The organism is Sandarakinorhabdus limnophila DSM 17366 (assembly GCF_945882885.1).
In the GTDB taxonomy this organism is placed as follows: Bacteria; Pseudomonadota; Alphaproteobacteria; order Sphingomonadales; family Sphingomonadaceae; genus Sandarakinorhabdus; species Sandarakinorhabdus limnophila_A.
Map to the genome: position 1 here is coordinate 1 of NZ_CAMCWT010000020.1, position 16100 is coordinate 16100.

At 64.7% G+C, this 16100-nt stretch carries 16 protein-coding genes; 14 read left to right on the top strand and 2 right to left on the bottom strand.

Features of this window, described 5'->3' with window-relative positions:
- Positions 1-192 (bottom strand): hypothetical protein (locus tag Q7O19_RS06135; protein WP_303809298.1); only part of this gene is annotated, 192 nt, incomplete at its 3' end.
- 92 nt (positions 193-284) lie between these two features.
- Here Q7O19_RS06135 and Q7O19_RS06140 point away from each other — a divergent pair.
- The 12 genes from Q7O19_RS06140 (at position 285) to ppdK (ending at position 13450) form a co-directional block, all read left to right on the top strand.
- A complete protein-coding gene (locus Q7O19_RS06140) occupies positions 285-920 on the top strand; it encodes a Pr6Pr family membrane protein (protein ID WP_303809299.1) in 636 nt (211 codons plus the stop codon).
- A gap of 3 nt (positions 921-923) precedes the next feature.
- A complete protein-coding gene (locus Q7O19_RS06145) occupies positions 924-2447 on the top strand; it encodes an acyl-CoA synthetase (protein ID WP_303809300.1) in 1524 nt (507 codons plus the stop codon).
- A gap of 68 nt (positions 2448-2515) precedes the next feature.
- Positions 2516-3304, top strand: coding sequence for a TraB/GumN family protein (locus tag Q7O19_RS06150; protein ID WP_303809351.1), 789 nt, complete (start codon positions 2516-2518; stop codon positions 3302-3304).
- Entirely contained in the window at positions 3301-3684 is a 384-nt protein-coding gene (locus tag Q7O19_RS06155) for a hypothetical protein (protein WP_303809301.1), read from the top strand. Before Q7O19_RS06150 ends, Q7O19_RS06155 begins: the two co-directional genes overlap by 4 nt.
- A 154-nt stretch (positions 3685-3838) precedes the next feature.
- Positions 3839-4441: a 50S ribosomal protein L25/general stress protein Ctc gene (locus Q7O19_RS06160; RefSeq protein WP_303809303.1), complete on the top strand. Its 603-nt coding sequence runs from the start codon at positions 3839-3841 to the stop codon at positions 4439-4441.
- Positions 4442-4536: 95 nt separating this feature from the next.
- Complete coding sequence (gene pth, locus Q7O19_RS06165; RefSeq protein WP_303809304.1) at positions 4537-5109, top strand: aminoacyl-tRNA hydrolase; 573 nt, start codon at positions 4537-4539, stop codon at positions 5107-5109.
- Positions 5110-5159: 50 nt separating this feature from the next.
- Positions 5160-6260 (top strand): redox-regulated ATPase YchF, encoded by a 1101-nt coding sequence (gene ychF / locus Q7O19_RS06170; RefSeq protein WP_303809305.1) that lies wholly within the window; start codon positions 5160-5162, stop codon positions 6258-6260.
- 25 nt (positions 6261-6285) lie between these two features.
- Positions 6286-7458 (top strand): molybdopterin-dependent oxidoreductase, encoded by a 1173-nt coding sequence (locus tag Q7O19_RS06175; protein WP_303809306.1) that lies wholly within the window; start codon positions 6286-6288, stop codon positions 7456-7458.
- Positions 7458-7754, top strand: a complete 297-nt coding sequence (locus tag Q7O19_RS06180) for a hypothetical protein (RefSeq protein WP_022678754.1) — start codon at positions 7458-7460, stop codon at positions 7752-7754. Before Q7O19_RS06175 ends, Q7O19_RS06180 begins: the two co-directional genes overlap by 1 nt.
- A gap of 33 nt (positions 7755-7787) precedes the next feature.
- Complete coding sequence (locus tag Q7O19_RS06185) at positions 7788-8645, top strand: glycine--tRNA ligase subunit alpha (RefSeq protein WP_303809307.1); 858 nt, start codon at positions 7788-7790, stop codon at positions 8643-8645.
- Complete coding sequence (glyS, locus tag Q7O19_RS06190; RefSeq protein WP_303809308.1) at positions 8642-10717, top strand: glycine--tRNA ligase subunit beta; 2076 nt, start codon at positions 8642-8644, stop codon at positions 10715-10717. The genes Q7O19_RS06185 and glyS overlap by 4 nt, the downstream gene beginning before the upstream one ends.
- Before the next feature lie 69 nt (positions 10718-10786).
- Positions 10787-13450, top strand: coding sequence for a pyruvate, phosphate dikinase (ppdK, locus tag Q7O19_RS06195; protein WP_303809309.1), 2664 nt, complete (start codon positions 10787-10789; stop codon positions 13448-13450).
- Positions 13451-13549: 99 nt separating this feature from the next.
- Here ppdK and Q7O19_RS06200 read toward each other — a convergent pair whose 3' ends face one another.
- Positions 13550-13837, bottom strand: a complete 288-nt coding sequence (locus Q7O19_RS06200; RefSeq protein ID WP_303809310.1) for a hypothetical protein — start codon at positions 13835-13837, stop codon at positions 13550-13552.
- A gap of 60 nt (positions 13838-13897) precedes the next feature.
- Here Q7O19_RS06200 and Q7O19_RS06205 point away from each other — a divergent pair, with 60 nt between their 5' ends.
- Positions 13898-14863 (top strand): alpha/beta hydrolase, encoded by a 966-nt coding sequence (locus tag Q7O19_RS06205; RefSeq protein ID WP_303809311.1) that lies wholly within the window; start codon positions 13898-13900, stop codon positions 14861-14863.
- The gene (locus tag Q7O19_RS06210) at positions 14860-16014 is read left to right on the top strand and encodes an FAD-binding oxidoreductase (RefSeq protein ID WP_303809313.1); all 1155 of its coding nucleotides are present in this window, start codon (positions 14860-14862) and stop codon (positions 16012-16014) included. The genes Q7O19_RS06205 and Q7O19_RS06210 overlap by 4 nt, the downstream gene beginning before the upstream one ends.
- Positions 16015-16100: the final 86 nt, after the last annotated feature.

The window sequence follows — 16100 nt, forward strand, 5'->3', positions numbered from 1 at the left end:
CTTCATTGGACTGGTCAGCCGGTCGGGATCTGCTTCCAGATCGGCAATGGCATTGCCCTTGGGGCAGATATGGCCGCGCGAGATCGGATCGTCGGAGTCGCCGCGTATACTGACGACGCGGCGGCCGTCGGTTTCGATCAGCAATCCGCAATTGGCTTCGCAGATGTGGCAAGTGCGCGTGTGGACCGGCATGACGGCAATCTCCCGCCGCCGAGCCTATCAGCGCCACCCCCCAATGGCGACAGGCTTTGCGCTGGCCGCTGCGTGCGCTAGCTATTGCGGTAATGAAGGAAGAATGGCTGACAGGCAGATCACGCGCCGCTGCGGCAGCCGTTGCAGTGCTGTGCGGCACGGCGCTCTTCACCCAGTTCGCGCTGAACGTGGTGGAACGCGGCCGCGATCCGCTGGATGAGGTGCAGCGGCTTTATGGCTGGTTCACCATCTGGTCCAACACGGCGGTGGCGCTGATTGCCGGCCATGTCGCCCTGATCGGCCGGGGGCGTGGCCCGGCGCATCCGGCACTGCTGGCCGCCAGCGCAGTATGGATCGCGGTGGTGGGCATCATCTACAACACGCTGCTCGCTGGCCTGAACCATCCGCCAACCTTATTGCGTCAGGCCATTGATTTCATCTTCCACGTGTTTTCGCCCATTGCCTGGCCGCTGTGGTGGCTGCTGCTGCGGCCGGCTGCCCGGCTTGGCTGGCAGCATGTGTGGGCGGTGCTGCCACTGCCGCTGGCCTATTGCCTGTTTGCGTTGCTGGTGGGCGCGCAGACCGGCAGCTACCCCTATTATTTCATCGATGCCGGCAAGCTGGGCTGGGCGCAGCTGGGCATCAACATCACCGGCCTGGCCAGCCTGTTTGCTGCTGCAATGGCCATTGCCATCTGGTGGGATCGCCGCCGTCCGCCAAAAGGATAGACCATGCACCCGTTTCATCATGCCGCGAACCAGCCCGATATGCCTGCCATCATCATGGCCGGCAGCGGCGACACACTGACCTATGCGCAGCTGGAAGCCGAATCCAACCGCATTGCCCATCTGCTGCGCGGCCTTGGCCTGGTGCGCGGCGATACCATCGCCATCCTGATGCACAACGAAATTGATTTCCTGCCCATCTGCTGGGCGGCGCAGCGGGCGGGTCTTGTTTATGTCGCCATGTCGACCAAGCTGACCGCCGATGAAGCCGGCTATATCGCGCAGGATTCGGGCGCCAAGGCAATTTTCTGTTCGCCGGCCCTGGCCGAAGTGGCGGTGGCCGCCACGCCCAGCCTGTCACCGGCGGCACGATTCTGCACCGGCGCCGGCGCCCCGGGTTTCACCCGTCTGCACGATGCGATCATGAACATGCCCACCACCCGTATCGCGGATGAAAGCACCGGGCGTGACATGCTCTATTCCAGCGGCACCACCGGCCGGCCCAAGGGCGTGCGCGGGCCCTTGCCGGAAGGCCCGATCAATCAGGTCGATGCGCTGTCCGGCATGGTGGCCGCGCTTTATCAATTCGCGCCAGGCATGAAATATCTGTCGCCGGCGCCGCTCTATCACGCCGCGCCGTTGCGATATTGCATGAGCGTGCACAAGTTTGGCGGCACCGCGGTGGTGATGGAGAAGTTCGATCCGGAATCCTATCTGGCGCTGGTCGAAAAGCACCACATCACCCACAGCCAGCTGGTGCCCACCATGTTTGTGCGCATGCTGAAGCTGCCCGATGATGTGCGCGCCCGCTATGATCTTTCCAGCCTGAAGGTTGCCATCCACGCCGCCGCGCCGTGCCCGGTGGACGTGAAGCACGCCATGATCACCTGGTGGGGCCCGGTGATCTTCGAATATTACAGCGCCACCGAAGGCGCCGGCTTTACCGCCATTTCCCCGCAGGAATGGCTGGCGCGGCCGGGCAGTGTCGGCAAATCCATCCTGGGCGAAATCCGTGTGCTCGATGATGACGGCAACCGGCTTGGCCCGAACGAAGTGGGCCGCATCTTCTTCCACGGCGGCGGCACGTTTTCTTACCATAACGACCCGGAAAAGACCGCCAGCGTGATGGGCGAACATGGCGCCACCTTCGGCGATATCGGCCGCGTGGACGAGGAAGGCTATCTATTCCTCACGGATCGCGCGGCCTTCATGATCATCTCCGGCGGCGTGAACGTGTATCCGCAGGAAGCCGAAAACACGCTGATCTCGCATCCCGAAGTGGCCGATGTGGCGGTGTTCGGCATTCCGGATGAAGTGATGGGCGAAGCCGTCCACGCCGTCGTGCAGCCGCGCGATATGGCCAAGGCTGGCCCGGATCTTGAGGCCGAACTGATCGACTATGTGCGCAGCCGGCTCTCCCACGTGAAATGCCCCAAGCGCATCGATTTCCGCGCCGAACTGCCCCGACACGACACCGGCAAGCTCTACAAGCGCTTGTTGAAGGACGAGTATTGGGCCAAATCCGGCTAATGCTGCTGCGCCGAATACTCCTTCTCCTTTGCCTTTGGTTGGCGGCGCCCGCATGGGCAGTGCCGGCGATGTGGCAGGTGGGGCAGGGCAAGCGCCAGATCACGCTTTATGGCACCATCCATGCCCTGCCGAAGGGGACGGACTGGCTTACCGCGAATGCGGCGCGCGCCATCAATCGCGCCGGCACATTGGTGGTGGAAATTGCTGGGCCGCCCGATCCGGCTGCGATGCGCGCCGTCGTCATGGAACTGGGCCGGCTGCCGGCACCGGTGCCATTGGCCAGCCGGTTGCCTGATGATCTGAAACCCAAGGCCGATGCGCTGCTGAAGGCGACGGGCCTGCCCCCCGGTGCGCTGGATGGCATGGAAAGCTGGCTGGCGGCGCTTACCCTGGTGCAGATCGAGGTGGCACGGGCCGGGCTCGATCCGGCGGCCGGGGTGGATGTCGCCCTGATTGCCCGTGCCCGCGCGGTCGGAAAGCCGCTGGTGGGCCTGGAAACCCCGCGCGGGCAGCTTTCCCTGTTCGACGGGCTGCCAGAGGCCGATCAGCGGCTGCTGCTCGCCTCGGCCATCGCCGATGCCGGCAAGACGGCGGAACAGATGCAGGGGCTGGTCGCCGCCTGGGCTGCCGGCGATGTTGAGCGCATCCTGAAGGATTTTGACGATGCCAGCCTGTCGCCGGAGCTGGAAAAGCGCCTGTTCCGGGATCGCAATGCTGCCTGGGCCGATTGGGTGCAGGCAGCGCTGAAAAAGCCGGGCCGGCATTTCATGGCCGTGGGCGCTGCCCACATGGCCGGGCCGCACAGCCTGATCGCCCTGCTCAAGGCGCGCGGTTTAAAGGTCAAGAGAGTGCAATGACGCGCTGGATCGCCCCTGTCGCCGTATCTGTGCTGCTGGCGGCCTGTTCCGGCCCTGACGCAGCGGCCAGTCGGGTGGTGATCGATCGTTTCCACGGGGCGCTCACTGCTGGCGATTGGACTGCAATCGATGGCCTGCTCAGCCAGTCCACCCGCAACCTTCGCCCCGGCGGCGGCACCGCGCGAGCCTTTCGCGCCATCATCGAACGCCATGGCCGCTATATTGGCGGCGAACTGGCAGGCATCACCCGTAAGGATGGCCGCACAACGGTCGCCTGGTCCGCCCGTTATGAGCGGGGCCCGGTTTCGGAATTGTTCGTGCTGGTGGAAGAAAATGGGCAGCTGAAGATCGACGGCTACACCGATCAGCCCACACCCTGAGACGGGCGCCGCTGTCACGATCCGGCCATTGCGGAGCGGGCGCTTGCTTTTTCCGGCGGCTTCCCCTATCCGCGCCGCTTCGTTGGTGCCCTGCCATTTTCGCATCCCTGGAGGCGGCGGGCACAAACGAAATTATATCCATCAGGAGCCAATCATGAGCGAAACCTTCAAGCTTGTGGCTGAACTTCGCGCCAAGGCAGGCAAGGGAGCCTCCCGCGCGATCCGCCGCGAAGGCCGTGTCCCGGCCGTGATCTATGGTGCGGGCGAAGCCGCAACGACCATTCACATCGAGGAAAAGATCCTTATGCGCCAGTTGCACACTGGCCATTTCATGAACGCCATTGTCGAGCTGGAATTGGATGGCGCCATCATCCGCACCCTGCCGCGCGACGTGGCTTTCCATGTGGTTTCGGATCGCCCGATCCACGTCGATTTCCTGCGCCTCACCGGCAATGAAGTCGTCACCGTCACGGTGCCTGTGCATTTCGTTGATCAGGAACTTTCGGCCATCAAGACCGGCGCGATGCTCAACATCGTCGCGCACGAACTGAAGCTGGATTGCACCCCGGATGCCATCCCGGATGATGTGACCATCAGCCTGGCCGGCCTGCAGGTTGGCGCCGCCATCCACATCGCCGATGTGAAGCTGCCCGCCGGTGTGAGGCCGCATGGCCGCGAAACTGGCCTTACCATCGCCACCATCGTTGCCCCCAAGGCAATGAAGAGCGAAGAAGGCGAAGCAACCGCCGCTGCATAAGCGTTCGGTTCGTGTGCCAACAAACGGGGCGGAGGAGCGATCCTCCGCCCCGTTTTTCATTGCCCCTTTGGCCCGTTCAAGGTTAGCAGCCGCGCATGCAGATCCTCGCTGGCCTCGGCAATCCCGGCGCGCAATATGCGCTGCACCGGCACAATGTCGGTTTCATGGCGATCGATGCCATCGCCGAATGCTGGAACATCGGGCCGTTCAAACCCCGCTTTCAGGGCATGGCCGCTGAAGGCCGCATCGGACCGGCCAAGGTTCTGCTGCTGAAACCCGCGACCTTCATGAATGAAAGCGGCCGCAGCGTTGCCGAAGCCGTGCGCTTCTACAAGCGCGATCCCGCAGAGGCACTCACCGTTTTCTACGATGAGCTCGACCTCGCCCCGTTCAAGCTGAAGATCAAGCATGGCGGCGGCGCGGCCGGCCATAATGGCATCCGTTCCATCGATGCGCACCTGGGCCCCGATTGGCGGCGCGTGCGCATCGGCATCGGCCACCCTGGCCACAAGGATCGCGTGACGGGCCATGTGCTGGGCAATTTCGTCAAGGTGGAAATGGATCCGCTGGCTGATCTGCTTGGTGTGCTCGCGGCCGAATTGCCCACGCTGCTGGCCGGTGATGAGCCCCGCTACTTGTCGGACATCGCACTGCGGTTGCAGCCCTGACGTTCCCGCCCTAGAGAGCGCCCACCCATTTTCCTATCTGGAATCACGTCATGCCCATCCGCGTCGGTATCGTCGGCCTGCCCAATGTCGGCAAATCCACCCTGTTCAATGCGCTCACGCAAACGGCGGCGGCACAGGCGGCCAATTATCCGTTTTGCACGATCGAACCTAACGTGGGCAACGTGGCCGTGCCGGACCCGCGCATCGACAAGCTGGCCGCCATCGCCAAGAGCCAGAAGATCATCGAGACGCAACTGGGCTTCACCGATATCGCCGGCCTGGTGAAGGGCGCGTCCAAAGGCGAAGGGCTGGGAAACCAGTTCCTCGCCAACATCCGCGAGACCGACGCCATCACCCACGTGCTGCGCTGCTTTATCGATGATGATGTGGCGCACGTGGCCGGCAAGGTGGACCCGGTGGAAGACGCCGAAACGGTCGAGACCGAGCTGATGCTCGCCGATCTCGAAAGCCTCGAAAAGCGCGTTCCGCAGTTGCTGAAAAAGGCGCAGCAGGGCGACAAGGAAGCTAAGGTGCAAGCGGCGGTGCTGGGTCAGGCGCTGGCGCTGCTGCAAGCCGGCAAGCCCGCCCGCCTGACCGAGCCGAAGGATGAGGACGAAGCCCGCGCGCTGAAGAACGCCCAGCTGCTCACCACCAAGCCGGTGCTCTATGTGTGCAATGTCGAAGAGGCCAGCGCCGCCACCGGCAACGCGTTGAGCGAAGCCGTCGCCAAGATGGCTGCCAGCATCGGCGCCAGCGCCGTTGTGGTGAGTGCCGCCATTGAAGCCGAAATCGCCACGATGGAGCCCACGGATCGCCAGGAATATCTGGAGAGCCTCGGCCTCCACGAAACCGGGTTGGCCCGGGTCGTGCGCGCGGCCTACGAATTGCTCGGCCTTATCACCTTCTTCACCATCGGCCCCAAGGAAGCCCGCGCCTGGACGGTGAAGCGCGGTTCCAAGGCCCCGCAAGCCGCCGGCGAAATCCACGGCGATTTCGAAAAGAAGTTCATCCGCGCCGAAACCATTTCCTACGATGATTTTGTCACTTTGGGCGGTGAAAACGCTGCCAAGGACGCCGGCCGCCTGCGGGCGGAAGGCAAGGAATATGTGGTCGCCGATGGCGACGTGATGCACATCCTGCATGGCGCCTGATGGCGGCGGGCGCTACACCTTCCCCATGCTGACCCGTCGCGCCCTCATCGCCTCTGCCCTTGCGGCGCCTGCCGCCGCGCAGGTCGATCTGGGATTTGCGGACAACGGCCTGCGCCCGACCACGCACGCCTTCCCGCAGAAGGGCGAGATGATCCTGCAACGCTCCAGCCCGCCGCTGCTGGAAACGCCGCTTTCCGTCTTCGATGCGCACGATTTCACCCCCAATGATCGCTTCTTCGTGCGCTGGCATTATCCGTTTCCGACCAGCGTCGATCCGGCGAAGCACCGGCTGCGCATCGGCGGCCATGTTGGCAAAGCGCTCAGCCTTTCGCTGGCCGATCTGGCCCGGTTGCCGCGGGTTGCCATCGCCGCGACGAACCAATGCGCCGGCAACGGACGCGGCCTGTTCAACCCGCGCATCGCGGGCGCGCAATGGGGCAATGGCGCCATGGGCAATGCGTTGTGGGAAGGGGTGCGGCTGAAGGACGTGCTGGCGCTTGCCGGGGTGAAGGGCGGCGCGGTTGCTGTCCGTTTTGGCGGGCTCGACACGCCACTGGTGGAGGCCGCCCCCGATTTCGAGAAGAGCCTGCCCATTGATCACGCGCTCACCGATGATGTGCTGATCGCCTGGGGCATGAACGGGCAGGCCTTGCCGCTGCTCAATGGCTTCCCGCTGCGTCTGGTCGTGCCCGGTTGGTATTCCACCTATTGGGTGAAGATGCTGGACAGCATCACCGTGCTCGACAAGGCGGATGAAGGTTTTTGGATGGCCAAGGCCTATCTCCAGCCAGCCAATCCGCTCGCCGATGCCGTGCCGGGTGCGCCCGCCGGCCCGCGTGTGCCGGTCACCGCCATGCGCCCGCGCGCCGTCGTCACCAACATCGCCGATGGCGCCAAGCTGCCGCAGCGCGGGTTTACCCCGGTGCGGGGCGTGGCCTTTGGCGGCGATTACGGCGTGGCAACGGTTGAGCTTTCTGCCGACGGTGGCGCCAACTGGCTGCCGGCCCAGCTTGGCCGTGATCTTGGCCGCTACAGCTTCCGACGCTTTCTGGGTGCGCTGGTGCTGCCACCGGGCCGCCATGTCATCATGGCCCGCGCCACCAGCGCCGCCGGGGTGATGCAACCGCTCAATCAGAACTGGAACCCGTCCGGCTACAACCGGGCTGGCGTCGATCCGGTCCGCGTGGAGATCGCCTGATGCGTGTGTTGCTTGCTCTTGCCGCCCTGGCTCTCGTCGCCGCCGCGCCGCCGACGAAACGCCTGTCTGTGGAGTTGCCGGATGCGGAGGGCCTCTTGCCTGAGCGTTATGGCGTCTCATCCGAAGCGGTGAACAATAACTGCCTGGCCTGCCACAGCGCCACGATGATCACCGCCCAGCCGCGCCTTTCCCGCGTGCAGTGGGGCGAAACCATCGCCAAGATGCGCACCGTCTATGCCGCGCCGATCGATCCGGCGGACGACAAGGCGATCCTCGATTGGCTCGTCGCTGATTGACCGCGCAACCTCCCGCCCGCTAAGGGCCAAGCCGTGAGCAAGCCCCTATCCTTCCAGTCGATGATCCTCGCGCTCCAGCAATATTGGGGCGATAAGGGGTGTGTAATCCTGCAACCGCTCGATCTGGAAGTGGGGGCCGGCACCTTCCACCCCGCCACCACGCTGCGCAGCCTTGGGCCCGATCACTGGAACGCCTGTTATGTGCAGCCGAGCCGGCGGCCGTCCGATGGTCGTTACGGCGAAAACCCGAACCGCCTGCAGCATTATTACCAGTTCCAGGTGATCCTGAAGCCCAGCCCCTCTGACCTCATCGGCCTCTATCTCGGCAGTCTTGATGCCATCGGCATCGACCGTGCCAAACATGATGTGCGCTTTGTGGAGGATGACTGGGAAAGCCCCACATTGGGCGCCTGGGGTCTGGGTTGGGAAGTATGGTGCGACGGCATGGAAGTGAGCCAGTTCACCTATTTCCAGCAGGTTGCCGGCCATGATTGCGCGCCGGTCGCCGGTGAGCTGACCTACGGGCTGGAACGGCTCGCTATGTATATCCAGGGCGTCGAGAGCATTTACGATCTGGCCTACAATGATGCCGGCGTGACCTATGGCGACGTGTTCCTGAAGAACGAACAGCAGTTCAGCGCCTATAATTTCGAAGCTGCCAACACCGAAAAGCTGTTCCAGCATTTCAAGGATGTGTCCGACGAGTGCCGGGCTCTGGTGGCGCGTGGCCTGCCGCTGCCGGCCTACGACCAGGCGATCAAGGCCAGCCATTTGTTCAACCTGCTGAACGCGCGCGGCGTGATTTCGGTGGCGGAGCGGCAAGCTTACATTGGCCGCGTGCGCGATCTGGTGAAGGCCGTGGCGGATTGCTGGGTGGAGCAGGGCAAGTGAAGTTCCTCTTTGAGCTCCAATCCGAAGAAATCCCGGCGCGCATGCAGGCGGCTGCCGCGGAGCAACTGCACACGCGGTTCGTTGATGCCTTGAAGGCTGCTGGCCTCGCGCACGGCGCCGTTACGGCAGACGCCACCCCGCGCAGGCTGTGGCTGATTGCGGACGATGTTGCCGCTGCCAGCGAAGGCAGTGCGGAGGAAGTCAAAGGCCCCGCCGCCTCGGCCCCCGCGCAGGCCATCGAAGGCTTCCTGAAAAAGACCGGCCTGACCCGCGACCAGCTGGAAGAGCGTGAGACGCCCAAGGGCATCGTACTGTTCGCCCTGCTGCGCCGCGAAGGCCGCACCGCATCCGAAATCCTCGCTGAAGTCATCCCGCAGATCATTCGCGATTTCGCTTGGCCCAAATCGATGCGCTGGGGTGCCGCCAGCCAGTCCACCGCCGCGCCGCGCTGGGTGCGGCCATTGACCGGCATCGTCGCACTGCTGGATGGCGACGAGGTGGCGTGTGAGGCCCATGGCATCACTTCCGGCCGCGACACGCGTGGCCACCGCGTTCATGCGCCGGGCGTGCTGACCATCACCAGCGCCGCCACCTATCTCGATCAACTCCGCGCCGCGCATGTGCTGGCCTCCAGCGCGGAACGCCGCCAGATCATCGTCACCCGCGCTGCCGAACTGGCCGCCGGGGCGGGCCTGTCGCTGATTCCGGATGATGGCCTGGTCGCCGAAAACGCCGGCCTCACCGAATGGCCGGTGCCGCTGCTCGGCCGTTTCGATCCCGATTTCCTGTCGGTGCCGCGCGAGGTGATCGTGCTCACCATGCGCACCAACCAGAAATATTTCGCGCTTTCAGGGGCTGACGGCGCGCTGGCTCCGGCCTTCATCTGCGTTGCCAATCTCGACGCCACCGATGGCGGCGCCGCCATCACCCACGGCAACCAGCGCGTGCTCTCCGCCCGTCTGTCCGACGCGCGCTTCTTCTGGGAACAGGATCTGGCGACCGTCCGCGCCGGCGGGCTGGAAGCGTTCCTGCCCAAGCTGAACGACATCGTGTTTCACGAAAAGCTCGGCACGCTCGCCGACAAGGTGGAGCGTGTCGCGACTTTGGCCAAATGGCTATGCGAAAACGACGTAGTGCCGGCCGATCCGGCGCAAGCCGAACGGGCCGCGCGCCTCGCCAAGGCCGATCTCGTCTCCGCCACGGTTGGCGAGTTCCCCGAAGTGCAGGGCCAGATTGGCCGCTATCTCGCCTTGGCCATCGGCGTCGAGCCAGCCATCGCCGACGCCATCCGCGACCACTACAAGCCCGCAGGGCAGGGCGACGACGTGCCCACTGCGCCGGTGAGTGTGGCAGTGGCACTTGCCGACAAGCTGGATACATTGATTTGCTTCTTCCAAGCCGACATGCCGCTAACCGGTTCGAAGGACCCGTTTGCGCTTCGCCGGCAAGCCTTGGGCTGTATCTCTGTCGTGCAATCCACCGGCACGAGGTTGAGCCTCCGCAAGCTAATGCAGTATTTCACCGATATCTGCCGACTGTCGATTTCCGATGCTGGATGGCAACCCAAGCTGCTGGACTTCTTCGCCGAGCGCCTGAAAGTCCAGCAACGCGAAGCCGGCGTTCCCCACGATCTGATCGACGCCGTGTTCGCCCTCGGCAGTGAGGATGATCTTGTCCGTCTGCTCGCCCGCGTGAAGGCGCTGCAGGCGTTCGTGGAAACTGAGGACGGCACCAACCTGCTCGCCGGTTACAAGCGCGCGGCCAATATCCTGAAGGCGGCAGAGAAGGACGGCATCGGCGAACCGGCCAGCGGCGAAGGCGAGGGGGCGGAAGCGCTGCTCGCCGCCGCACTGGCGACCGCGCTGCCCACCGCCAAGCAGGCCGTGGCCGATGAGCGCTTCACCGACGCAATGGCGGCGCTGGCCAGTCTGCGCGGGTCGGTCGATGCCTTCTTCACCGATGTGATGGTCAATGATCCGGATCCGGGCATCCGGGCGCGGCGATTGGCCCTGTTGGCGCGGTTCCGCGATGCGGTGCATGGCGTCGCGGATTTCGCGAAGATCGAGGGTTAGGGATATTCTCCCCCTTGTGGGGATCGGGCGGGGCTGCGCCTGAGAGTGGGATTTTGGAGTGTGGGCGCTATGAAATCAGTTTTCCGGTTCGGTGGCGGCACGGCTGAGGGCGATGCCACGCAGAAGGAATTGCTGGGCGGCAAGGGAGCCAATCTCGCGGAAATGGCCGGCATCGGCCTCGCCGTGCCCCCGGGCCTGACCATCGCCACCTCCGTGTGCGCCGCCTATTATGATGCCGGCGGCCGCCTGCCGGATGACGTGCAGGCCCAGGTGCTGGACAGCCTGGCCTTCATTGAAGGCGTGACGGCCAAGAAATTCGGCGACGCCACCAACCCGCTGCTCGTTTCCGTCCGTTCCGGCGCGCGCGTATCGATGCCGGGCATGATGGATACGGTGCTCAACCTCGGCCTGAACGATGAGACCGTGGAAGGCCTCGCCGCCGCATCGGGCAACGCGCGTTTCGCGTGGGACAGCTATCGCCGCTTCATCCAGATGTACGGCGATGTGGTGCTGGAACTGGACCATTATGCCTTTGAAGATGCGCTCGAAATCGCCAAGGAAGACAAGGGCGTTACCCAGGATACCGGGCTGGATGCCGATGATCTGAAGAAGCTCGTCGCGCGGTACATGACCATCGTCGAACAGGCGTTGGGCCGGCCATTCCCGCAGGACCCGCACGAGCAGTTGTGGGGTGCGATTGGCGCGGTGTTCGGTTCGTGGCGTTCGGACCGGGCGCGCACCTATCGCCGGCTCAACGATATTCCCGAAAGCTGGGGCACTGCAGTCAACGTACAGGCGATGGTGTTCGGCAATCTGGGCGATACGTCGGCCACCGGCGTGGCCTTCACCCGCGATCCCAGCACCGGGGAACACGCCTGGTATGGCGAGTATCTGATCAACGCCCAGGGTGAAGACGTGGTGGCCGGCATCCGCACGCCGCAGTATCTGACCAAGGCGGCGCGGGAGAAAGCCGGCGCCAAGGCGGCTTCGATGGAAGAGGCGATGGGGCAAGTGTTCGCCGAGCTTGGCCGCACCTTCGATCTGCTGGAGCGGCATTACCGTGACATGCAGGACATTGAATTCACGGTGGAAGATAGCCGCCTGTATATCCTGCAGACCCGCAGCGGCAAGCGCACCGCCAAGGCCGCGCTGCGCATTGCGGTGGACATGGTGGGCGAGGGCCTGATCACCGAGGCCGAAGCCGTGAAGCGCGTGGACGCCAGCGCCATGGACCAGTTGCTGCACCCGACGCTCGATCCCAAGGCCCCGCGCGATATCATCGCCCGCGGCCTGCCGGCCAGCCCCGGTGCCGCCAGCGGCATCGTCGTGCTTGACAGTGACAGCGCCGAAATCCGCGCCCGTGCCGGTGACTCGGTGATTCTGGTGCGCACCGAAACCAGTCCGGAAGATATTCACGGCATGCATGCGGCTCGCGGCATCCTCACGGCGCGCGGCGGCATGACCAGCCACGCCGCCGTGGTGGCGCGCGGCATGGGCCGCCCCTGCGTTTCCGGCGCCGGCGGCATCAGCATCGATCTGGTCGGCCGCACCGTCAGCACCGGCGGCCGCATCGTGAAGGAAGGCGATCGCATCACCATCGATGGCGCCACCGGCGACGTCATGCTGGGCGACGTGCCCACGGTGGAGCCCGATCTGTCCGGCGATTTCGGCATCCTAATGGAATGGGCGGACAAGCATCGCCGGCTGAAAGTGCGCACCAACGCTGAAACGCCGGAAGATTGCCGCGTTGCCCGCCAGTTCGGCGCCGAAGGCATCGGCCTGTGCCGGACGGAACATATGTTCTTCGAACCCAGCCGCATCACCGCCGTGCGCCGCATGATCCTGGCCGAAGATACCGCCGGGCGCGAGGCAGCGCTGGCCGAACTGCTGCCCGAACAGCGCGCCGATTTCGCCGAGATTTTCCGCGTGATGGCTGGCCTGCCGGTGACCATCCGCCTGCTCGATCCGCCGCTGCACGAATTCCTGCCGCACGATGATGAAGGTTTTGCCGACGTCGCTGCCGCCACCGGCCTGCCGGAAACTTTGGTGCGCCGCCGGATTAACGAACTGCATGAATTCAACCCGATGCTGGGCCATCGCGGTTGCCGCCTGGGGATCACCTATCCCGAAATTTATGCCATGCAGGCCCGCGCCATTTTCGAAGCCGCCGTCATGGTGGCCCAGGAAACCGGTGCGGCGGTGGTGCCGGAAGTGATGGTGCCACTGGTGGCGACGGCGAAGGAACTGGAACTGACCAAGGCCGCCATCGACGCCGAAGCAGCCGCCGTGTTTGCCGCAACGGGGACCACGCTGGATTATCTGGTTGGCACCATGATTGAACTGCCGCGCGCGGCCCTGCGCGCTGCCGATATTGCTGCCCATGCGCAGTTCTTCAGCTTTGGTACCAATGATCTCACGCAAACCACGCTGGGCATCAGCCGCGATGACTCGGCGCGGTTCATGGGGCCGTATGTCGAAAAGGGCATTTATTCCAAGGACCCGTTCGTTTCGATTGATGAAGACGGTGTGGGCGAACTGGTGGCATTGGCCGCCGAACGTGGCCGCAGCGTAAAGGCTGATCTGAAATTGGGCATCTGCGGCGAGCATGGCGGCGATCCGGCCTCCATCCTGTTCTGCGAAGGCCTTGGTCTGGATTATGTAAGCTGCTCCCCCTACCGCGTGCCGATCGCGCGGTTGGCGGCGGCGCAGGCGGCGCTCAAGAAGGCCAATTAAAAAGTCCTACTCTTCAGCGCTTCCACATCCACCAGCCCGTCGCCAATCCGACGGCAAAGCCGGCCAGCACCCACAGCCAGATCTCGCCGAACAGCCAGATCACCGCGGGCTCCAGACGGCGTCGGCAATGCCGGGGTGGCGTTTCAGTTCGGCGATCACGGCGGCGCGGGTGGCGGGATCGGCCGTACCGGACAGGTGGGCCACCCGGGCCACCAGCCCTGATGGTTGGCGAAAGCTGATGCTGCCATCCACCACGCCGTGCGCCTGGATGGCGGTGGCCGCAGCTTGGCCCAATTCGGCCATCATCACCTGGCCCTGAAGCAGGGATGCGCCGCGCGCCAGCACGACAGTGGCGGCCAGGCCAGAGAGCAGTTTCAGGGCGTGCATTGCCCGCCACGCTAAGCCGCAACCCAAGGCGCTGGCAAGCGGCGCGAATCGGCTTTATCGATGCGCGCCATGGATGTTGTGCCCGAAACTGACCCGTGGATGCGCCGCCGCAGCCTGCCGGCGGGCGGAGAGCGCCTTTTCCTGCCGCTGCGCGATGGCTGGCCAGTGCGGCTGGAACATTGGCCGCGCCGCAATCCGGAACGGGGCCATATGTTGATGGTCACCGGCCGGGCTGATTTCGTCGAGAAATATGCCGAAACCCTGCACGATCTGGTTGATGCCGGCTGGGGCGTCACCATCTTTGATTGGCGCGGGCAGGGCCTGTCGCGGCGGGTGGGCAAGACGCCGATGCACGGCGCCTCGCCGGGCTTTGACATATGGCTCGATGATCTGGCCGAACTGGTGGCATGGACGGTTGAGCGCAGCGGTGGCCCGGTGGTGGCGGCGGCCCATTCGATGGGCGGGCACATGGTGCTGCGCCACCTGGCGGCCGCGCGTGGCGGCATTGCCCGGGCGGTCGTGCTGGCGCCGATGCTGGGGCTGTCGGCCTCCCCGTTGGGCCCGGGCCTTGCCCGCTGGCTGGCGGCACGCATGGTGAAATGGCGGCGCGGCAGCGATTTCGTGCTGGGCGGCGGCCCCTATGAACCCGGTGTTGCCGGCAGCAAGCGCCAGTTGCTGCTCAACAGTGATGCCGAACGTTATTCCGATGAAAGCTGGTGGATCGGGCAATATCCCGCGCTGGCGCTGGGCAGTGTGACCTGGGGTTGGCTGCACGATGCCTTTGCCAGCATCGATGCACTGAACGCGCGCGGCGTGCCTGAGGCTATCTCCGTGCCGGTTCTGGCGCTGATTCCGGAGAAGGATGGCCTGGTGGACAGTACGGCCACCCGTAGCTTTGTCGCGCGCATCCCCGGCGGCGAAACGGTTGAATACCCGCAAGCTGGCCACGAACTGCTGCGCGAAGCCGAACCGTTGCGCGGCACGGTGCTGGCCCGCATGCTGGCGTTCTTCGGCGGGCAAACATGAGCCAGGATTTCGATATTGCCATCATCGGCGCCGGCATTGCCGGGGCAAGCACGGCCTGGGCCTTGCTGGAAGCGGCGCCTCAACTGCGCGTTCTCCTGATCGAGATGGAGGAACGGCCGGGCTATCACACCACCGGGCGATCGGCGGCCATCTTTATCGAAAGCTATGGCGGCCCGGCCGTCGTGCCGTTGAGCCGCGCCAGCCGGGCTTTCTTTGGGGAAGCCCCAGCGGGCTTTCCGCCGCTGCTGCACCACCGGCCCAGCCTGATCATCGAAAGCCCCGAGGATGCGGGCGGGCTGGAACGGGTCGCCGCCGAATATGATGAAGGCGGCGTGGCCTATGACTGGCTGGACGCCGCGGCGCTGGCGGCATCGCCGGCGGGGCAAATGCTGAAGCCCGAATGGCGCAATCGCGCCCTGATCGAGCCCGATTGCCACGATATTGATGTGGCCGCCCTGCATCAGGGCTTTTTGCGCGGTGTGAATGGCGCGAAGCCCACGCTCATCACCAATGCCCAAGTCACTGCGCTCGACCGCATCGCGGGCATGTGGCGTATCATCACCCGCGCCGGCGTTTTCACGGCGCCATTGCTGGTCAATGCCGCCGGGGCCTGGGCCGATGGACTGGCGACGCTGGCCGGGGCCGCGCCCAAGGGCCTGATGCCGCTGCGGCGCACGATGGCTGTGTTGCGTATCGATCCCGTCCCGCCGGCCGATCTGCCGACGGTGATGAGCAGCGACGGCAGTTTCTACTTCAAACCGGATGGCGAGCGGCTGTGGCTGTCGCCGCACGACGAGATTCTCGATGTGCCGCACGATGTCCGCCCCGACGAGATGGATCTGGCCGTGGTGATCGACCGGTTCGAACAGGCCAGCACAGTGGCCGTGAAGCGGCTCGAATCAAGCTGGGCGGGCTTGCGCAGCTTCGCGCCCGATCGGTTGCCGGTGTATGGCTTTGATGGCGCCGTGGATGGCCTGTTCTGGTGTGCCGGGCAGGGTGGGTTCGGCATCCAGACGGCACCGGCCGCCGGTCGCCTTTGTGCGGCGTTGCTGCTGGGCGGCACTGCGCCGGTTGATCCGGCTCCCTATGCCACCGGCCGGCTGGGCATAAGCAATCGCCCTTACCGAAAATTCTTAATGTATTTCCAATAACATTCTCGATTTGGGCGAATTAACCCGGTCACAAGGTCGCACGTCCGTGGTCAACGAACCACATGGATAAGCTCAGTTCCACCTAC